The sequence below is a fragment of the Thioalkalivibrio sp. genome (genome assembly GCF_041690275.1).
Lineage (GTDB): Bacteria > Pseudomonadota > Gammaproteobacteria > Ectothiorhodospirales > Ectothiorhodospiraceae > Thioalkalivibrio.
The window spans coordinates 1-15,607 of record NZ_JAWLHP010000036.1 but is presented as its reverse complement, the minus strand read 5'-3'; the positions used below and the strand labels follow the sequence as shown (position 1 = coordinate 15,607).

Annotated in this window: 13 protein-coding genes and 1 tRNA gene; 8 read left to right on the top strand and 6 right to left on the bottom strand. The window is 68.1% G+C overall.

The features are described from left to right. Positions 1-8: 8 nt before the first annotated feature. From ACESMN_RS08520 to lpxC, 4 genes are all read left to right on the top strand, one after another. Positions 9-704, top strand: coding sequence for a cell division protein FtsQ/DivIB (locus tag ACESMN_RS08520; RefSeq protein WP_373053182.1), 696 nt, complete (start codon positions 9-11; stop codon positions 702-704). Positions 705-724: 20 nt separating this feature from the next. Continuing rightward, positions 725-1,963, top strand: a complete 1,239-nt coding sequence (ftsA, locus tag ACESMN_RS08515) for a cell division protein FtsA (RefSeq protein WP_373053181.1) — start codon at positions 725-727, stop codon at positions 1,961-1,963. An 80-nt stretch (positions 1,964-2,043) separates the two neighbouring features. Further along, positions 2,044-3,207: a cell division protein FtsZ gene (gene ftsZ / locus ACESMN_RS08510; RefSeq protein WP_373053167.1), complete on the top strand. Its 1,164-nt coding sequence runs from the start codon at positions 2,044-2,046 to the stop codon at positions 3,205-3,207. Positions 3,208-3,328: 121 nt separating this feature from the next. Next, on the top strand, positions 3,329-4,252 hold the full coding sequence (gene lpxC / locus ACESMN_RS08505; RefSeq protein ID WP_373053166.1) for a UDP-3-O-acyl-N-acetylglucosamine deacetylase: 924 nt from the start codon (positions 3,329-3,331) through the stop codon (positions 4,250-4,252). Between the two features lie 39 nt (positions 4,253-4,291). Here the strand turns inward: lpxC and ACESMN_RS08500 are convergent, their stop codons facing one another. Further along, the gene (locus ACESMN_RS08500) at positions 4,292-4,750 is read right to left on the bottom strand and encodes a DciA family protein (RefSeq protein WP_373053165.1); all 459 of its coding nucleotides are present in this window, start codon (positions 4,748-4,750) and stop codon (positions 4,292-4,294) included. 135 nt (positions 4,751-4,885) lie between these two features. Between ACESMN_RS08500 and secA the strand changes: the two genes are divergently transcribed. From secA to ACESMN_RS08485, 3 genes are read left to right on the top strand one after another with little or no spacing between them, the layout of a single operon-like run. Then, positions 4,886-7,672, top strand: a complete 2,787-nt coding sequence (secA, locus tag ACESMN_RS08495; RefSeq protein ID WP_373053164.1) for a preprotein translocase subunit SecA — start codon at positions 4,886-4,888, stop codon at positions 7,670-7,672. A 9-nt stretch (positions 7,673-7,681) separates the two neighbouring features. Beyond that, positions 7,682-8,893, top strand: coding sequence for a bifunctional glutamate N-acetyltransferase/amino-acid acetyltransferase ArgJ (gene argJ, locus ACESMN_RS08490; protein ID WP_373053163.1), 1,212 nt, complete (start codon positions 7,682-7,684; stop codon positions 8,891-8,893). Between the two features lie 7 nt (positions 8,894-8,900). Then, complete coding sequence (locus tag ACESMN_RS08485) at positions 8,901-9,836, top strand: Nudix family hydrolase (RefSeq protein ID WP_373053162.1); 936 nt, start codon at positions 8,901-8,903, stop codon at positions 9,834-9,836. A gap of 46 nt (positions 9,837-9,882) precedes the next feature. Here the strand turns inward: ACESMN_RS08485 and zapD are convergent, their stop codons facing one another. The 5 genes from zapD to pilB form a co-directional block, all read right to left on the bottom strand. Then, positions 9,883-10,695 (bottom strand): cell division protein ZapD, encoded by an 813-nt coding sequence (zapD, locus tag ACESMN_RS08480; protein ID WP_373053161.1) that lies wholly within the window; start codon positions 10,693-10,695, stop codon positions 9,883-9,885. A 71-nt stretch (positions 10,696-10,766) separates the two neighbouring features. Further along, positions 10,767-11,384, bottom strand: coding sequence for a dephospho-CoA kinase (gene coaE, locus ACESMN_RS08475; RefSeq protein ID WP_373053160.1), 618 nt, complete (start codon positions 11,382-11,384; stop codon positions 10,767-10,769). Positions 11,385-11,386: 2 nt separating this feature from the next. Then, on the bottom strand, positions 11,387-12,241 hold the full coding sequence (locus tag ACESMN_RS08470) for a prepilin peptidase (protein ID WP_373053159.1): 855 nt from the start codon (positions 12,239-12,241) through the stop codon (positions 11,387-11,389). Positions 12,242-12,408: 167 nt separating this feature from the next. Continuing rightward, positions 12,409-13,617, bottom strand: coding sequence for a type II secretion system F family protein (locus tag ACESMN_RS08465; protein WP_373053158.1), 1,209 nt, complete (start codon positions 13,615-13,617; stop codon positions 12,409-12,411). An 8-nt stretch (positions 13,618-13,625) separates the two neighbouring features. Continuing rightward, complete coding sequence (gene pilB, locus ACESMN_RS08460; RefSeq protein ID WP_373053157.1) at positions 13,626-15,353, bottom strand: type IV-A pilus assembly ATPase PilB; 1,728 nt, start codon at positions 15,351-15,353, stop codon at positions 13,626-13,628. A gap of 169 nt (positions 15,354-15,522) precedes the next feature. On the opposite strand from pilB, the gene ACESMN_RS08455 reads away from it, so the two are divergent. Beyond that, positions 15,523-15,607 (top strand) — tRNA-Tyr (locus tag ACESMN_RS08455).

Genomic DNA, 15,607 nt, shown 5'->3' with positions numbered 1-15,607 from the left:
CCGCCGGGATGGCGCTGGCCGGCGCGGTGGTGCTGACCGTGGGCCTGGTCGCGCGCATGGACCTCGACACCCTGCTGCGTATCGAGCGGGTGGAGTTCACCGAAGAGCTCCGGCAGGTGCGGCCGGAAGAGGTCGAGTCGGTGCTGGCCGGTCATCGGCGCGGTTTCTTCGTGATCAGCCTCGATCGCGTGCGCGAGGAACTGGAGGCGATGCCCTGGGTCGAGTCGGTCCGGCTGCGCAGGCGCTGGCCGGACACCATCGAGGTCGCGATCACCGAGCCGGTGCCGGTCGCGCGTTGGGGCGAGGACCATCTTCTGGACCGCCAGGGCGGGGTCTTCGGCCCCGTGGACCTCGCGGACTGGGACTTCCTGCCCGCGCTGGAGGGCGCCGCGGGCCGCCATCTCGAGCTGATGCAGCGGTACCTGGAGGTGTCCGCACGGCTCGCCGACATCGGTCTGGCCGTCTCCGGTGTCAGGGAGAGCGCCCGCAGGGCCTGGACGATACGGCTGGAGAACGGCGGAGAGATCCTGATGGGACGCGACAGCGACCTGTCCCGGCTGGAACAGCTGGTGCCGCTGATGCCGGTGCTGCGCGAGCGGTCCCCGAAGCCCCTGGCGCGCGTGGACCTGCGCTATGCACGGGGCGCCGCGGTGGCCTGGCAGACGGCCTCCGCCGGCGAAGACCCGGAGGCAACGACGCGATGAAACGGAACACGGGACGCAACGTGATGGCGAAGAAGGCGGTGGAGCAGGGCCTGATCGTGGGCCTGGACATCGGTACGTCGAAGATCGAGGCCATCGTCGGCGAGGTCAACGAGGACGGCGTGATCGAGATCATCGGGATCGGGTCCTCGCCGTCGCACGGGCTGAAGAAGGGGGTCGTGGTCAATATCGAGTCCACCGTCCAGTCCATCCAGCGCGCGGTCGAGGAGGCCGAGCTTATGGCCGGCTGCGAGATCCACTCGGTGTACACCGGCATCGCCGGCAGCCACATCAAGAGCTACAACTCCACCGGCGTGGTCGCGATCCGCGTGCAGGAGGTCAGCATCAGCGACGTCGAGCGCGTGATCGACGCCGCCCGCGCCATCGCCATCCCGGCAGACCAGAAGATCCTGCACGTGCTGCCGCAGGAATACATCATCGACGGCCAGGAGGGCATCCGCGACCCGATCGGCATGTCGGGCGTGCGCCTCGAGGCCCGGGTGCACCTGGTCACCGGGGCGGTCTCCGCCGCCCAGAACATCGTGAAGTGCGTCGAGCGCTGCGGTCTGCGCGTGGACGACATCATCCTCGAGCAGCTCGCCTCCAGCTACTCGGTGCTCACCGAGGACGAAAAGGACCTCGGCATCTGCCTGGTCGACATCGGCGGGGGGACGACCGACATCGCGGTCTTCGCGAACGGCGCGATCGCCCACAGCGCGGTGATACCGATCGCCGGCGATCAGGTGACCAACGACATCGCCGTCGCGCTGCGCACCCCGACGCAGTACGCGGAGGAGATCAAGATCAAGTACGCCTGCGCGCTGCGGCAGCTGGCCGACCCCGGAGAGACCATCGAGGTGCCCGGGGTCGGCGACCGGCCCGCGCGGCGGCTGTCCCGGCAGACCCTCGCGTCGGTCGTGGAGCCACGGTACGAGGAGCTGCTGCAGCTGGTACAGGCCGAGCTGCGGCGTTCGGGATCGGAGGAACTGATCGCCGCCGGCGTGGTGCTGACCGGCGGTTCCTCGCGCATGGAGGGCGTGGTCGATCTCGCCGAGGAGGTCTTCCACATGCCGGTGCGGCTCGGCATGCCGCACAGCGTCAGCGGACTGATCGACGTGGTGCGCAACCCCATCCATTCCACCGGCGTCGGGCTGCTGCTGTATGCCCAGCAGGCGCGGGCGGAACAGGAGGCGCGTCCGGTGGACACCGGTTTCCAGGGTGTCTGGCGACGCATGAAGAACTGGTTTTCGGGGCATTTCTGACCCCTGAAGGGGTGTCGGCGGCCCGCTCGCCGGCGGCACCAAGGTGACTTTACATCGACCCAACCCAGGAGGGCACAACCATGACATTCGAACTGATGGATACCTTTACCCAGAGCGCGACAATCAAGGTGATCGGCGTGGGCGGTGGCGGCGGCAACGCCGTGCAGCACATGGTCTATTCGCAGCTGGAGGGCGTGGACTTCATCTGCGCCAACACCGACGCCCAGGCCCTGAAGAGCCTCGGCGCGAAGACGCTGCTGCAGCTTGGCGGCGACATCACCAAGGGTCTGGGTGCCGGTGCCGACCCGGCGGTGGGCCGCGAGGCGGCGCTGGAGGATCGCGAGCGCATCCAGGAACTGCTGCAGGGGGCCGACATGGTCTTCATTACCTCCGGCATGGGCGGCGGCACCGGCACCGGTGCGGCCCCGGTGGTCGCGCAGCTCGCCAAGGAGATGGGGATCCTGACCGTCGCCGTCGTCACCAAGCCGTTCCCGTTCGAGGGCAAGAAGCGCATGCAGGTGGCGATGTCCGGCATCAAGGCGCTGACCGAGCAGGTCGATTCGCTGATCACCATCCCGAACGAGAAGCTGCTGACGGTACTGGGCAAGAACACCAGTCTGCTCGATGCCTTCAAGGCAGCCAACGACGTGCTCTTCGGTGCCGTGCAGGGGATCGCCGAACTGATCACTCGCCCGGGCCTGATCAACGTCGACTTTGCCGACGTGCGTAACGTGATGCGCGAGATGGGCATGGCGATGATGGGCACGGGTTCGGGCGCCGGCGAGGACCGGGCGCGGCAGGCGGCCGAGGCGGCGATCGCGAGCCCGCTGCTGGAGGACATCGACATCTCCGGGGCGCGCGGCATCCTGGTGAACGTGACCGGCGGCCTGGATGTCGGGATCGGCGAGTTCGAGGAGGTCGGCGAGGCGGTGAAGGCGCTGGCGTCCGAGGACGCAACGGTCGTGGTCGGCACGGTGATCGATCCCGAGATGACGGACGAACTGCGCGTGACCCTGGTCGCGACCGGACTCGGCAGTCCGGCCAAGCCGGCCGCTCCCGAGCGTCCGAGCGTCCGGGTCGTGGATGCCGCACCGCCGCGCCGCGTTGCCGGTTCCGATCTCGAGGGACTGGAGCGGCCGACCGCGCTGCGCCGTGGCGAGGGCAACGCCGCGGTCGACTACGCGGGACAGACCGGGATCGACGTGCTCGACATTCCGGCCTTTCTGCGCAAGCAGGCGGACTGAGGGGCAACTATGCAGGATGAGCGGAATCCTGCAATAATGCTGTCATTGTTGTGCGCAAGTCCGGGCCCGTGTTGACTTTCGGGCCCGGACCACGGCACCTCATCCCTGGAGTGAGCTTGCGTTGATCAGGCAGAGAACGCTCAAGAACAGTATTCGCGCCACGGGCGTCGGCCTGCACACCGGCGAGAAGGTCACACTGACGCTGCGGCCCGCTGCACCCAACACCGGTGTGGTCTTTCACCGTTCGGATCTCGATCCGGCGGTGTCGATCAATGCGGCCGCGGAGAATGTCGGTGACACCCGGTTGTCCACCACGCTGATCCGTGACGGGGTGCGCGTGTCCACCGTGGAACACCTGCTGTCCGCCGTGGCCGGCCTCGGCATCGACAACCTGCACGTGGATGTCAGTGCCTCCGAGGTCCCGATCATGGATGGCAGCGCCGGGCCGTTCGTGTTCCTGTTGCAATCGGCGGGGCTGGAAGAGCAGAACGCGGCGAAGAAATTCATCCGCATCAAGCGCACGGTGGAGATCCACGACGACGACAAGTGGGTGCGCTTCGATCCCTACGAGGGGTTCAGGGTCGGTTTCTGCATCGATTTCGAGCATCCGATGTTCACCAGCGGAAGCCAGCGCGCGGAGCTCGACTTCTCCTCCACGTCCTTTGTGCGGGAGGTCTCCCGGGCCCGGACCTTCGGCTTCATGCGGGATATCGAGGCCCTGCGCGCCAACCAGCTGGCGCTCGGGGGCAGCCTCGACAACGCGATCGTGCTGGACGATTTCAAGATCCTGAACGAGGACGGCCTGCGTTACGAGAACGAACTCGTGAAGCACAAGATCCTCGACGTGGTCGGCGACCTGTATCTGCTCGGACACAGCCTCATCGGCGCGTTCACCGGACACAAGTCGGGTCACGCGCTGAACAATCAGCTGATCCGAGAGCTGAAACAGGACCAGGAGGCCTGGGAACTGGTCACCTTCGAGGATGCCTCGCAGCCCCTGCCGATCTCCTTCGGCCAGCTGACCCAGACCCTGGGCGGCGCCTGACCACGATCGGTCGGGACGCGCCCGGCCGCGACCTGCGCGTCAACGACCGTCGGAGCCCCGACGGGCCAGGCGCCTCAGCGCATCGGCGAGTCGGCGATCGCTGATGCCGGAGGCCGCAGCCAGCAGCGCCCGGCTCGCCGAGGAGGGTATCGTCCGTTCCGTCTGCGCTGCCACGGCTCGGGTCGTTGCCGGACCGGGTGCCGAGATGACCACGCGAACCTGCTCGATTGCCTGATACCCGGCGGCGCTGAGCGTCTTGCGCATGTCCCGCTGCAGGAAGCGCAACTCGGTGGCGCAGGCCGGTTCGCGGCAGGCGATGACCAGGGTGCTTCCGTCCGTGGCGATGTCGATGCGGCGCTGCTCCAGGAGCGGACCGAGGATGCCCTCAAGGGCGCGGCGGATGCCGGCATCGGCGCGCGAGCGCATGCGCCACGCCGGATCGATGTAGGAGGCCAGCGGCCGCGGCGCCGATCGTTTCCCGTCCCCGTTCCGGTTCATCACGCCTCCGCCGGAGCCCGCACCGGTGCAGTATAACCGGCGGCGCCCGCCGAGGGTGTGCTGGCGGCCCGGGAAGTTCAGCGCGGTATGCGGTATCCTACCGGGCTTTCATCGCGTTGTTCTCCGCAGGGTCTCATGGTCACCAGTCTCGTACGCAAGTTGTTCGGCAGCCGCAACGATCGCGCGATCAAGCGCTACCTGCGGGTGGTGCGCATGATCAATGCCGTGGGCGAGGAGATCGATCGCCTCTCGGATTCGGAACTCGCCGGCAAGACGGCCGAACTGCGCAGCCGGCTGCAGGGCGGCGAGACTCTGGAAGGCCTGCTGCCCGAGGCCTTCGCGGTATGCCGGGCGATGAGCGAAAGGACGCTGGCGATGCGGCACTTCGACGTGCAGCTGATCGGCGGCATGGTGCTCAATGACGGGCGCATCGCGGAGATGCGGACCGGCGAGGGCAAGACGCTGGTCGCGACCCTGAACGGCTACCTGAACGCGCTCTCGGGCGATGGCGTGCACGTGGTCACGGTCAACGACTACCTTGCGCGTCGCGATGCGGTCTGGATGGGCCGGCTGTACCACGCGCTCGGCCTCTCGGTGGGCGTGATCAACAGCTCGGGCGGTCTGGGCGCGGACACCTCCTCCTATCTCTACGACCCGGACTATCACCCGGAGGGCGAGGGTTACCCGCGGCTGCGTCCGGCCACCCGGCGCGAGGCCTATGCGGCGGACATCACCTACGGCACCAACAACGAGTTCGGCTTCGACTACCTGCGCGACAACATGGCCTTCCGCGCCGAGGACCGGGTGCAGCGCGAGCTGAACTACGCGATCGTGGACGAGGTGGACTCGATCCTGATCGACGAGGCCCGCACGCCGCTGATCATCTCCGGCCCGAGCGGCGACAGTTCGGAGATGTACACGCGCATGAACACAATCGTGCCGCAGCTGACGCAGCAGGAGGACGAGGAGTCGCCGGGCGACTACTACGTCGACGAGAAGGCCAAGCAGGTCTTCCTGAGTGAAGAGGGGCAGGAACGCGTCGAGCAGCTGCTGCACGAGCACGAGCTCCTCGACGAGCACCAGACGCTCTACGATGCGGCCAGCATCCCGGTCCTGCATCACCTGAACGCGGCGCTGCGGGCCCACGCGCTGTTCAAGCGCGATGTCGCCTACCTGGTTCGGGACGGCAAGATCTTCATCATCGACGAGTTCACCGGCCGCATCATGCCCGGCCGACGCTGGTCCGAGGGTCTGCACCAGGCGATCGAGGCCAAGGAGGGCGTGCCGATCCAGCAGGAAAACCAGACCCTGGCATCGATCACCTTCCAGAACTACTTCCGTCTCTACGACAAGCTTGCGGGGATGACCGGTACCGCCGATACCGAGGCCTACGAGTTCCAGACCATCTATGACCTCGAGGTGGTGGTGATTCCGGGCAACCGGCCCCTGAACCGCAATGACATGCAGGATCTGGTCTACCTGACCCAGGACGAGAAATTCGACGCGATCAGCAAGGAGATCAGCTGGTGCGTGGAGCGCGAGCAGCCCGTGCTGGTGGGGACGGCCTCGGTGGAGGCCTCCGAACGCCTGGCCGGTGCGCTGAAGCGGACCGGCATCCGCTTCGAGGTCCTGAACGCGAAGCAGCACGAGCGCGAGGCCCACATCATCGCCCAGGCCGGTCGGCCCGGGGCGGTGACCATCGCGACGAACATGGCCGGCCGCGGCACCGACATCGTGCTGGGTGGTGGCCTGGACGCGGAACTGGAGGCCCTGGGCGAGAATCCGGACGACGCCGAGGTGGAGCGCGTGAAGGCCGAGTGGCAGCAGCGCCACGATGCGGTCGTCGCGGCCGGCGGACTGCACATCATCGGTTCCGAGCGCCACGAATCCCGCCGCATCGACAACCAGCTGCGCGGGCGGTCAGGGCGCCAGGGCGACCCGGGCTCCAGTCGGTTCTTCCTGTCGCTGGAAGACAACCTGATGCGCATCTTTGCCTCGGAGCGGGTCCGGGGCCTGATGCAGCGGCTGGGCATGGAACAGGGCGAGGCCATCGAGAATGCCTGGGTGAGCCGCGCGATCGAGAACGCCCAGCGCAAGGTCGAGGCCCACAACTTCGACATCCGCAAGCAGCTGCTCGAGTACGACGATGTCGCCAACGACCAGCGCCGGGTGATCTATGAGCAGCGTGCGGAACTGCTGACGGCCGAGGACATCTCGGACACCATCGACACGCTGCTGCTGGACGTGGTCAACGGGGCGATCAGCCGGTACATCCCGCCGGGCAGTGTCGAGGACGAATGGGATGTCCCGGGCCTCACCAGCTATCTGGCCTCCGAGTTCGGGCTCGAGCTGCCGGTGCAGGACTGGCTGGACAACGAGAAGGACCTCCACGAGGAACCGCTGCGCGACCGCATCGTGGACAAGGCGCGTGCGGTGATCGAGGAAAAGCGGTCCGCGATGGGCGACGACCTGATGAAGCGGCTGCAGCGTGACGTGATGCTGCAGGTCCTGGACAGCCAGTGGAAGGAGCATCTCGCGGCGATGGACTACCTGCGCCAGGGCATCGGCCTGCGCGGCTACGCGCAGCGCAACCCGAAGCAGGAATACAAGCGCGAGGCCTTCGCGATGTTCGAGGCCCTGCTCGAACGGATCAAGCACGACGTGATCAAGATGCTGCTGCGCCTGCAGCTGCGTTCCGAGAGTGCTGCGGAGGAGTTCGGCCGCCGCTTCGCGCGCGCGCCGGAGGGCATCCAGTTCAGGCACGAGGACCCGGGCAGCCCGCTGCGCGGCCGGGAGGAACGGGCGGAGGCCCCCGATTCGGCCCAGCCCTTCCGGCGCGAGGGGCCGAAGCTCGGCCGTAACGATCCCTGCTGGTGCGGTTCCGGCAAGAAATTCAAGCACTGCCACGGCCGCCTGAGCTGAGGCCGCACCGTGGCCGTCGCGCTGCAGGCTCCGGGCCACCTGGCCCCAGTGCGCGGAATCCGGCTCGCGGCGCGCGCCGCCGGTATCCGCTACCGGGACCGCGAGGACCTGGTGCTGATCGATGCGGGCCCGGACGCGGCGATCGCCGCACTGTTCACCCGTAACGCGTTCTGCGCCGCACCGGTGCATGTCGCCCGCGAGCACCTTGCCGCGGGCAGCCCGCGCTGGCTGCTGGTCAATGCCGGTAACGCCAACGCCGGGACCGGGACGGCGGGGCTTGCCGCGTCCCGCGCGACCTGTGCCGACCTCGGGCGCATCCTGGGCGTGCCGGCGCAGTCGGTGCTGCCATTTTCCACCGGTGTGATCGGCGAGCCGCTGCCGGTGGAGCGCATCGCCGCGGCGCTGCCCGCACTCGCCGAAGGGCTTGATGCCGACGGCTGGCTGGCCGCGGCCCGGGCGATCATGACCACCGACACGGTGCCCAAGGGTGCCAGCCGGACCATCGCGCTGAGCGGCGGCACGGTGACCCTGACCGGCATCGCCAAGGGTTCCGGCATGATCCATCCGGACATGGCGACGATGCTGGCCTTCATCGGCACCGATGCCGGACTCGACGCGGATCTGCTGCGGCAGCTGCTCACCGAGGCGGTGACGCACAGCTTCAACGCGATCACCGTCGACGGAGACACCTCCACCAACGACGCGGTGGCCTGCATCGCCAGCGGCGCCAGCGGCGTCACCGTGTCATCCGGCCCGGACCTCGAGCGCATCGCCGCGGCACTGAACGCGGTGTGTCTGGAGCTGGCCGAGGCCATCGTGCGCGACGGCGAAGGCGCGACCAAGTTCGTCCGGGTTACGGTGCAGACGGCCCGTGACCGGAACGAGGCGCGCCGGGTGGCCGAGGTCGTTGCGCTGTCGCCACTGGTGAAGACGGCGCTGTTCGCATCCGATCCCAACTGGGGGCGGATCCTCGCCGCGGTCGGGCGCGCCGGGGTCCGGGATCTGCGGATCGAGGACGTCGGCATTGCGGTGAATGGCGTGCGCATCGTCGCCGCGGGCGGGCGTGCGCCGGGCTACACCGAGGAGGCCGGCCAGCAGGCGTTCGGCGCGGCCGAACTGGACATCGTGATCGATCTTGCGCGCGGCGGTGCCGGATACCGCAAGTACACCTGTGACTTCTCCTACGACTACGTCCGGATCAACGCCGACTACCGGTCCTGAGGACCGGATGCGCGTCGCCATCGGCCTGCTGCGCGATGCGGCGGGCCGCGTGCTGATCAGCCGGCGCAGGGGCCGTGTGCATCTGTCCGGTCTGTGGGAGTTTCCGGGTGGCAAGTGTGCACCGGGAGAGGATGCCCGCGGTGCCCTGGAGCGGGAGCTGCACGAGGAGCTGGGCATCGAGGTGGTGGAGGCCAGCCGCATCCTGACGGTTCCCCATGACTATCCCGAACGGAGGGTGGAGCTGGCGGTGTTCCGGGTCGATGCCTGGAGGGGTGAGCCGCAGCCCCGCGAGGCGCAGCCGCTGTACTGGGCGCAGCCGGCCGAACTCGCGGGGCTGCGGTTCCCCGAGGCCAGCCGGGCCATCGTCAACGCCGCCCGGCTTCCGGCGTTCTATCTGATCTCGCCGGATCCGGACTCCCCGGCCGCGGTGGAGTCCGAGGCCCGCCGTGTGGCCCGCCGGCTTGCCCGCGGGGGCATCCGGCTGCTGCAGATCCGCGCCCCCGGGCTCGGGCAGGCCGCCTTTCTCGATTATGCGCACAGGCTGATGGCCGCCGCCGCCGGACACGGGGTGGAGGTGCTGGTGAATGCGCCGGAGACCTGGCGCGAGGCGCTGCCGCCGGCGGGCTGTCACCTGTCCGAACGGTGCCTGCGAGCGCTCGGCGCGCGTCCGGACTGCGACGGCTGGATTGCGGCATCGGTGCATGACCTCGACGGCCTCGAGCGCGCGATGGCGTTGCCAGTGGACTTCGTGGTCGCGGGGCCGGTCGAACGGACGCGCACCCACCCGGACGCCCAGCCGATCGGGGTCTCCGGCCTCGCCGCCCTCTGCGGGCGGACGTCCTGCCCGGTGTTCGCGCTGGGAGGCCTGCAACCAGGGGATCTTGGACGGCTGCGGGCGGTCGGCGCGCAGGGGATCGCCGGCATCCGGGGCCTGCTGGACTGACCTGCGCGGCAGGGGTAGGGCGCGAATGCGCGCCCTCCGGTGGACTTCAGATCGCGCAGCAGCTCAGCTGGAAGGGCAGGTCGCGCGAGACGATCCGGGGCCGGTCGTGGAAGTCTCCGGGATCGAGGAAGCGCACCGTGAAGCGCTGTCGTCCGGCACTGATCTCCGGATAGCACTGCTCGTCGCTGCCGATGCTCACCCGCAGCATCTGCCAGGCGTAGCTGGTGTCCAGTCCCTGCTCATAGTAGCCGTCCTGGGCGACCACGCTGCGCGGCTGACCCGCGGCGCGGATGAACGCGAGTACCTGGGTGATGGCCTCCGCCACCGATTCCAGCGGCCGAAACCACTCGAGGAGCAGCTCCGCGCGCGCCGCCGCCGGCTGCGACAGCCAGTAGTGATAGATCGGTAGGTCAAAGTCGCAGGCCCCACCCGGCAGCGCGGTGCGCTGGCGCACGCTGGTGTAGAACTCGTTGTCCTTCACCGCATGGTCGAGGCCGCCGACCTGATCTTCCAGCCGCGCGAGCAGCCGGCGCTGCCCCTCCATCGTCAGCGCCAGGCGCTCCTGGTCAACCCCGGGCTGGGCGGCGAAGCGGTTCAGGTTCGCGATCTGACGCTCGATCTCGCCCATCAGCTCGCGCTTTACGTCCACCCGCCCCGCCAGCGCATAGATGTCCACGAGCACGGTCAGTGCTTGGTGGTGGTCGAAGTCCCGGGCCGCGAGGCTGCTGCTGCGAAAGCGCTCCAGCAGGGCCTCCAGACGGAGCAGCAGCCGTACGCGCTCGTGCAGGGGCTGTTCGAATGTCAGCGTCGACTGGGTCAAGGCGTGCAATCCGGCGAATTGGTGTCCAGTATCAGGCATGTTCCCGGTGCATTTCCACCCGGATTCCGGGACGGCGGCGATGCCCCCGCCGGCGTGGTCCCGGCTTGCCGCTACACGGTGCCCGAGCCCGCGGCCTCCCGGTAACGCCTGTCCAGCCCGCGCACCTGCGCGGTCAGCTCCGTCTGGTCGAGGCGCCCGTCGTTCTCGATCACATCGTCCGCCGCCTGCCGGCGGGCATCGCGGGACGCCTGGCTGCGGATCATGCGCCAGGCCTCCTGCGGATCGATGCCATCGCGCGCGACCACGCGCTGCACCTGTACCGCCTCCGGACAGTCGACCAGCAGTATCCGGTCGACCCGGTCCTGCCAGCCGGCCTCCAGCAGCAGCGGGATCACCAGCAGCACGTAGGGCGTCTGTTCCGGAAGCTCGGCCAGCCGCTGCCGCATCCGGGCGTCGATGGCGGGATGGGTGATTGCCTCCAGCCGGCGGCGCCGGGAGGGGTCCCGGAAGACGCGTCTGCGCAGCGCGGCCCGGTCCAGGCTGCCGTCCGGGCGGAGCAGGCCGGACCCGAAGCTGCGGCCGATCTCCGCAAGGGCGGGCTCGCCCGGCGCCACGACCTCCCGCGCGATCCGGTCGGTGTCGATCACGGGGGCGCCCAACTGCTGGAAGATCGCCGAGACCGTGCTCTTGCCGCTGCCGATTCCGCCGGTCAGTCCGATCCTCAGCACGATCAGGGCAGGTACAGGGCCAGCAGCGCATCGCCCCAGATCAGCGCGATCCAGCCGGCGGCCGCCAGGTAGGGACCGAAGGGGATCGGGATGTTCCGGTCGCGGCCGCGGAGCAGGATCAGGGCAATGCCGACGATCGCCCCGACCAGCGATGCGAGCAGGAGGACCAGGGGCAGGCTCTGCCAGCCGAGCCAGGCCCCGAGCGCCGCGAGCAGCTTGAAGTCGCCGTAGCCCATCCCCTCCTTGCCGGTCAGCAGGCGGAACCCGTGGTAGACCAGCCAGAGCACGAGGTAGCCGGCAATCGCGCCAATCACCGCCGATTCGAGATCGGTGAAGACCCCGAAGTAGTTGATCGCGAGTCCCGACCACAACAGCGGTAGCGTCAGCTGATCGGGCAGCAGTGTGGTCCGCGCGTCGATCCCTGCGGCGGCGATCAGGATTCCGGTGAAGAACAGTGCGGCCGCGCCCGCAGCCGTCGGCCCGAAATGCAGGATGCTGATCGCGAAGAGCACCGCCGTGAGCAGTTCCACCAGCGGGTACTGCCAGGAGATCCGGGTCGCGCAGCCCGGGCAGCGCCCCCGCAGCAGCAGGTAGCTCAGCACGGGAATGTTTTCGTGGGCGCGTATCTCGCGGCTGCAGCGCGGACACCGGGATCGGGGCCACCACAGGTCGAAGCGAGCGGGTGCGGTCCCGGGTTCCGGCTGCTCGAGGATCGCACGGGCCTCCTCCTCCCACGCCCGTTGCATCATCAGTGGCAGGCGGTGGATCACCACGTTCAGGAAGCTGCCGATCATCAGGCCGAACACGGCGGCGATGGGCACGGCCCAGGCCGCCAGGGCCTCCGGCAGGACCGTCACGGCCGCGCCGCCGGGAGACGTGCGCCCGGTGCGCGTGCCCCTGCGATCGGGAGTGGGCCATGCGCCAGCTGCGGCGCCGGATCGCTGCGCCCGAAGTCCCGAGGCGGTGGGCAGGTCTCAGACAGGGTGGCTGCGCGCCACAGGCACCGGACGTCCGGCATGGCCCACTAGATGACCTGGCCGAGCATGAAGATGGGCAGGTACATCGCGATCACGAGGCCGCCGATCAGCACGCCGAGGACCACCATGATCAGCGGTTCCAGCAGGCTGGACAGGCTGTCCACCGCATTGTCGACCTCTTCCTCGTAGAAATCGGCGACCTTGGCCAGCATCGCGTCCAGGGAGCCGGACTCCTCTCCGATCGCGACCATCTGCACCACCATGTTCGGGAAGATGCCGACGTTGCGCATCGACCACTGCAGCTGCGCGCCGGCCGCGGTCTCCTCCCGCATGCGCTCGGTCGCCTCGCCATAGAGGGCGTTGCCGGTCGCACCCGCAACCGACCGCAAGGCGTCCACCAGCGGTACGCCGGCCGCGAACATCGTGGACAGGGTCCGGGCGAAGCGGGCGATCGCCGCCTTGCGCAGAATCGGGCCGATGGCCGGGATCTTCAGCACCAGCATGTCCATCCTGCGCCGGAATCGCGGCGAGCGCAGATGGAGCTGCCGGAACAGGAATACGCCGAGCACCACCAGGCCCAGCACCAGCCACCAATAGCTCTGCGCAAATTCCGACAGGTTCACGACCATGCGCGTAAAGGCCGGGAGATCGGCGCCAAAGCCCACGAACAGGGCCTCGAACTGCGGCACCACGAAGATCAGCAGGATCGCGGTGACCACGATCGCCACGACGATCACCGCGGCGGGGTAGAACATCGCCTTCTTGATCTTGGCCTTCAGGCTCTCGGTCTTTTCCTTGTAGGTGGCGATCTTGTCGAGCAGGGTCTCCAGGGTTCCCGACTGCTCGCCGGCCTCGACCAGGTTGATCACGAGGTCGTCGAAGTACTTCGGATGCTTCGACAGCGCGGCGGCGAAGGTCTCGCCGCCCTCGACCTGGGCCTTCAGGTCCATGATCAGTTCCGACATCGCCGGGTTGTCATGACCCCGGCCCACGATGTCGAAGGCCTGCACCAGCGGCACGCCGGAGCTCAGCATCGTGGTCATCTGGCGCAGGAAGTAGGCGACGTCGACCGGCTTGATCTTCTTCTTGGTCGAGAACAGTGGCTTGGGCTTCTTGCGGATCTTCAGTACGTTGATGCCGTTGCGCCGGAGTTCGGCGCGCGCGGTGATCTCGGTGTCCGCCGGCGTCTCGCCCTTGACCCGGGCACCCCGCTTGTTCAGGCCTTCCCAAAGGAATATGGTCTCGGTATTCGCCATCGCTTCCGCTAATCCGTGGTCACGCGGTTGACTTCCTCGAGGCTGGTGAAGCCCGCCTTGGCCTTCAGCAGCCCGGCGCGACGCAGGTCGTTGATTCCGTCACGTTCCGCCTGCTCCGCCAGCTGCATGCTGTTGCAGCCCTCCAGGATCAACCGCTGCATTGCTTCGGAGATCGGCAGCACCTGGTAGATGCCGACCCGACCCTTGTAGCCGCCGGTGCACTGATCGCAGCCGACCGGCTTGTACAGTGTCATTCCAGAAGCTATATCGTCCGCGGTGAAGCCTTCCTTTAGCAGAACTTCTTCCGGAAGCGGCTCCGGTGCCTTGCAGGCCGGGCACAACCGCCGCGCCAGGCGCTGCGCGATGATCAGCAGGATGGAAGAGGCGATGTTGTAGACCGGGACCCCCATGTTCGCGAGGCGGGTCAGGGTCTGCGGCGCGTCGTTGGTGTGCAGCGTGGACAGCACCAGATGGCCCGTCTGCGCCGCCTTGATCGCGATCTCCGCGGTCTCGAGGTCCCGGATCTCGCCCACCATGATCACGTCCGGGTCCTGGCGCAGGAAGGCGCGCAGGGCGTTGGCGAAGGTCAGCCCGATCTTCGGATGGACGTTGACCTGGTTGATGCCCGGCATGTTGATTTCGGCCGGGTCTTCCGCGGTGGAGATGTTGCGGTCGTTGGTGTTGAGGATGCCGAGGCCGGTGTAGAGGGAGACCGTCTTGCCCGATCCGGTGGGGCCGGTGACCAGGATCATGCCGTAGGGGCGTTTCAGCGCGTCCAGGTAGAGCTTCTTCTGCTCCTCCTCGAAGCCCAGCACGTCGACGCTCAGGATGCTGGCATCCGAGTCGAGGATGCGCATCACGATCTTTTCGCCGTAAAGCGTGGGCAGGCTGTTCACGCGAAAGTCCACCGCCCGGGTGCGGGAGAGCTTGAGCTTGATGCGCCCGTCCTGAGGGACCCGGCGTTCCGCGATGTCCATCTGCGACATCACCTTCACGCGGGCGATGATCCGCATCGCCATCGCCAGCGGCGGATGTCCGACATCGTGGAGCATTCCGTCGACGCGGAAGCGCACCCGGAAGTCGCGCTCGTAGGGCTCGAGGTGGATGTCCGACGCCTTGCGGCGGATCGCGTCCAGCATCAGCTTGTTCACGAAGCGCACCACCGGTGCGTCGTCGACGCCCTCGCTGGAGCTTTCCTCGCGATCCTCGGCCTCCTCGCTCGCGACCGCCAGGTCGCCGAAGCCGTCATCGTCGAGCTCCTCCATCATCGCCATCGCGGCGTTCAGCGAGTCCTCGATCAGACGGTCGAGCTTGTGATGCTCCACCAGCACGGTCTCGATGGTGAGGCCGGTGGCAAACTTGAATTCGTCCGAAGCCGTGAGGTTGGTCGGGTCGGAGATCGCGACGAAGAGCCGGGTGCCGCGCTGCAGCAGCGGCAGCGCGTGGTGTTTCCGGACCAGGGTCTCGTTCAGGTGTTCCTTCGGCAGCAGCTCCCGGTCGAAGGCCGCGAGGTCGAAGATCGGGAGACCGAATTCCTCGCCGGCCGCCTCGGCCAGCCGCGCCTCGGAGATCTTCGTGCGGGTTGCCAGAAGCGCTACCAGCGGGGTCTGCTGCTCGCGCGCCTCATCGGCAAGGGCCGCGATCAGTCCCGGCTCCGCGAGGCCGGCGTCCACGAGCCGGCGGGCCAGGCCCGGCAGACGCGCAGCCGCCGCCATGGAGGGTGAAGTCGTCGCCATGAGCCCAGAGTGTCTCCCCCATTAACCTGGGTCAACACTTTAAGGAGTTGCCGCAGAAAAAAGAAGGGCCTCGAAGCGCCCGCGGGAAACTGCGGCCCGCGAGGTCGCCACGGGGACCAAGGGGTTGACGCCGGCGCTTCCGTTCGACGACAATGCGCGGCTTGATCGAGGAGGGGTTCCCGAGCGGTCAAAGGGGGCAGACTGTAAATCTGCTGGCTCAGCCTTCGGAGGTTCGAATCCTCCCCCCTCCACCA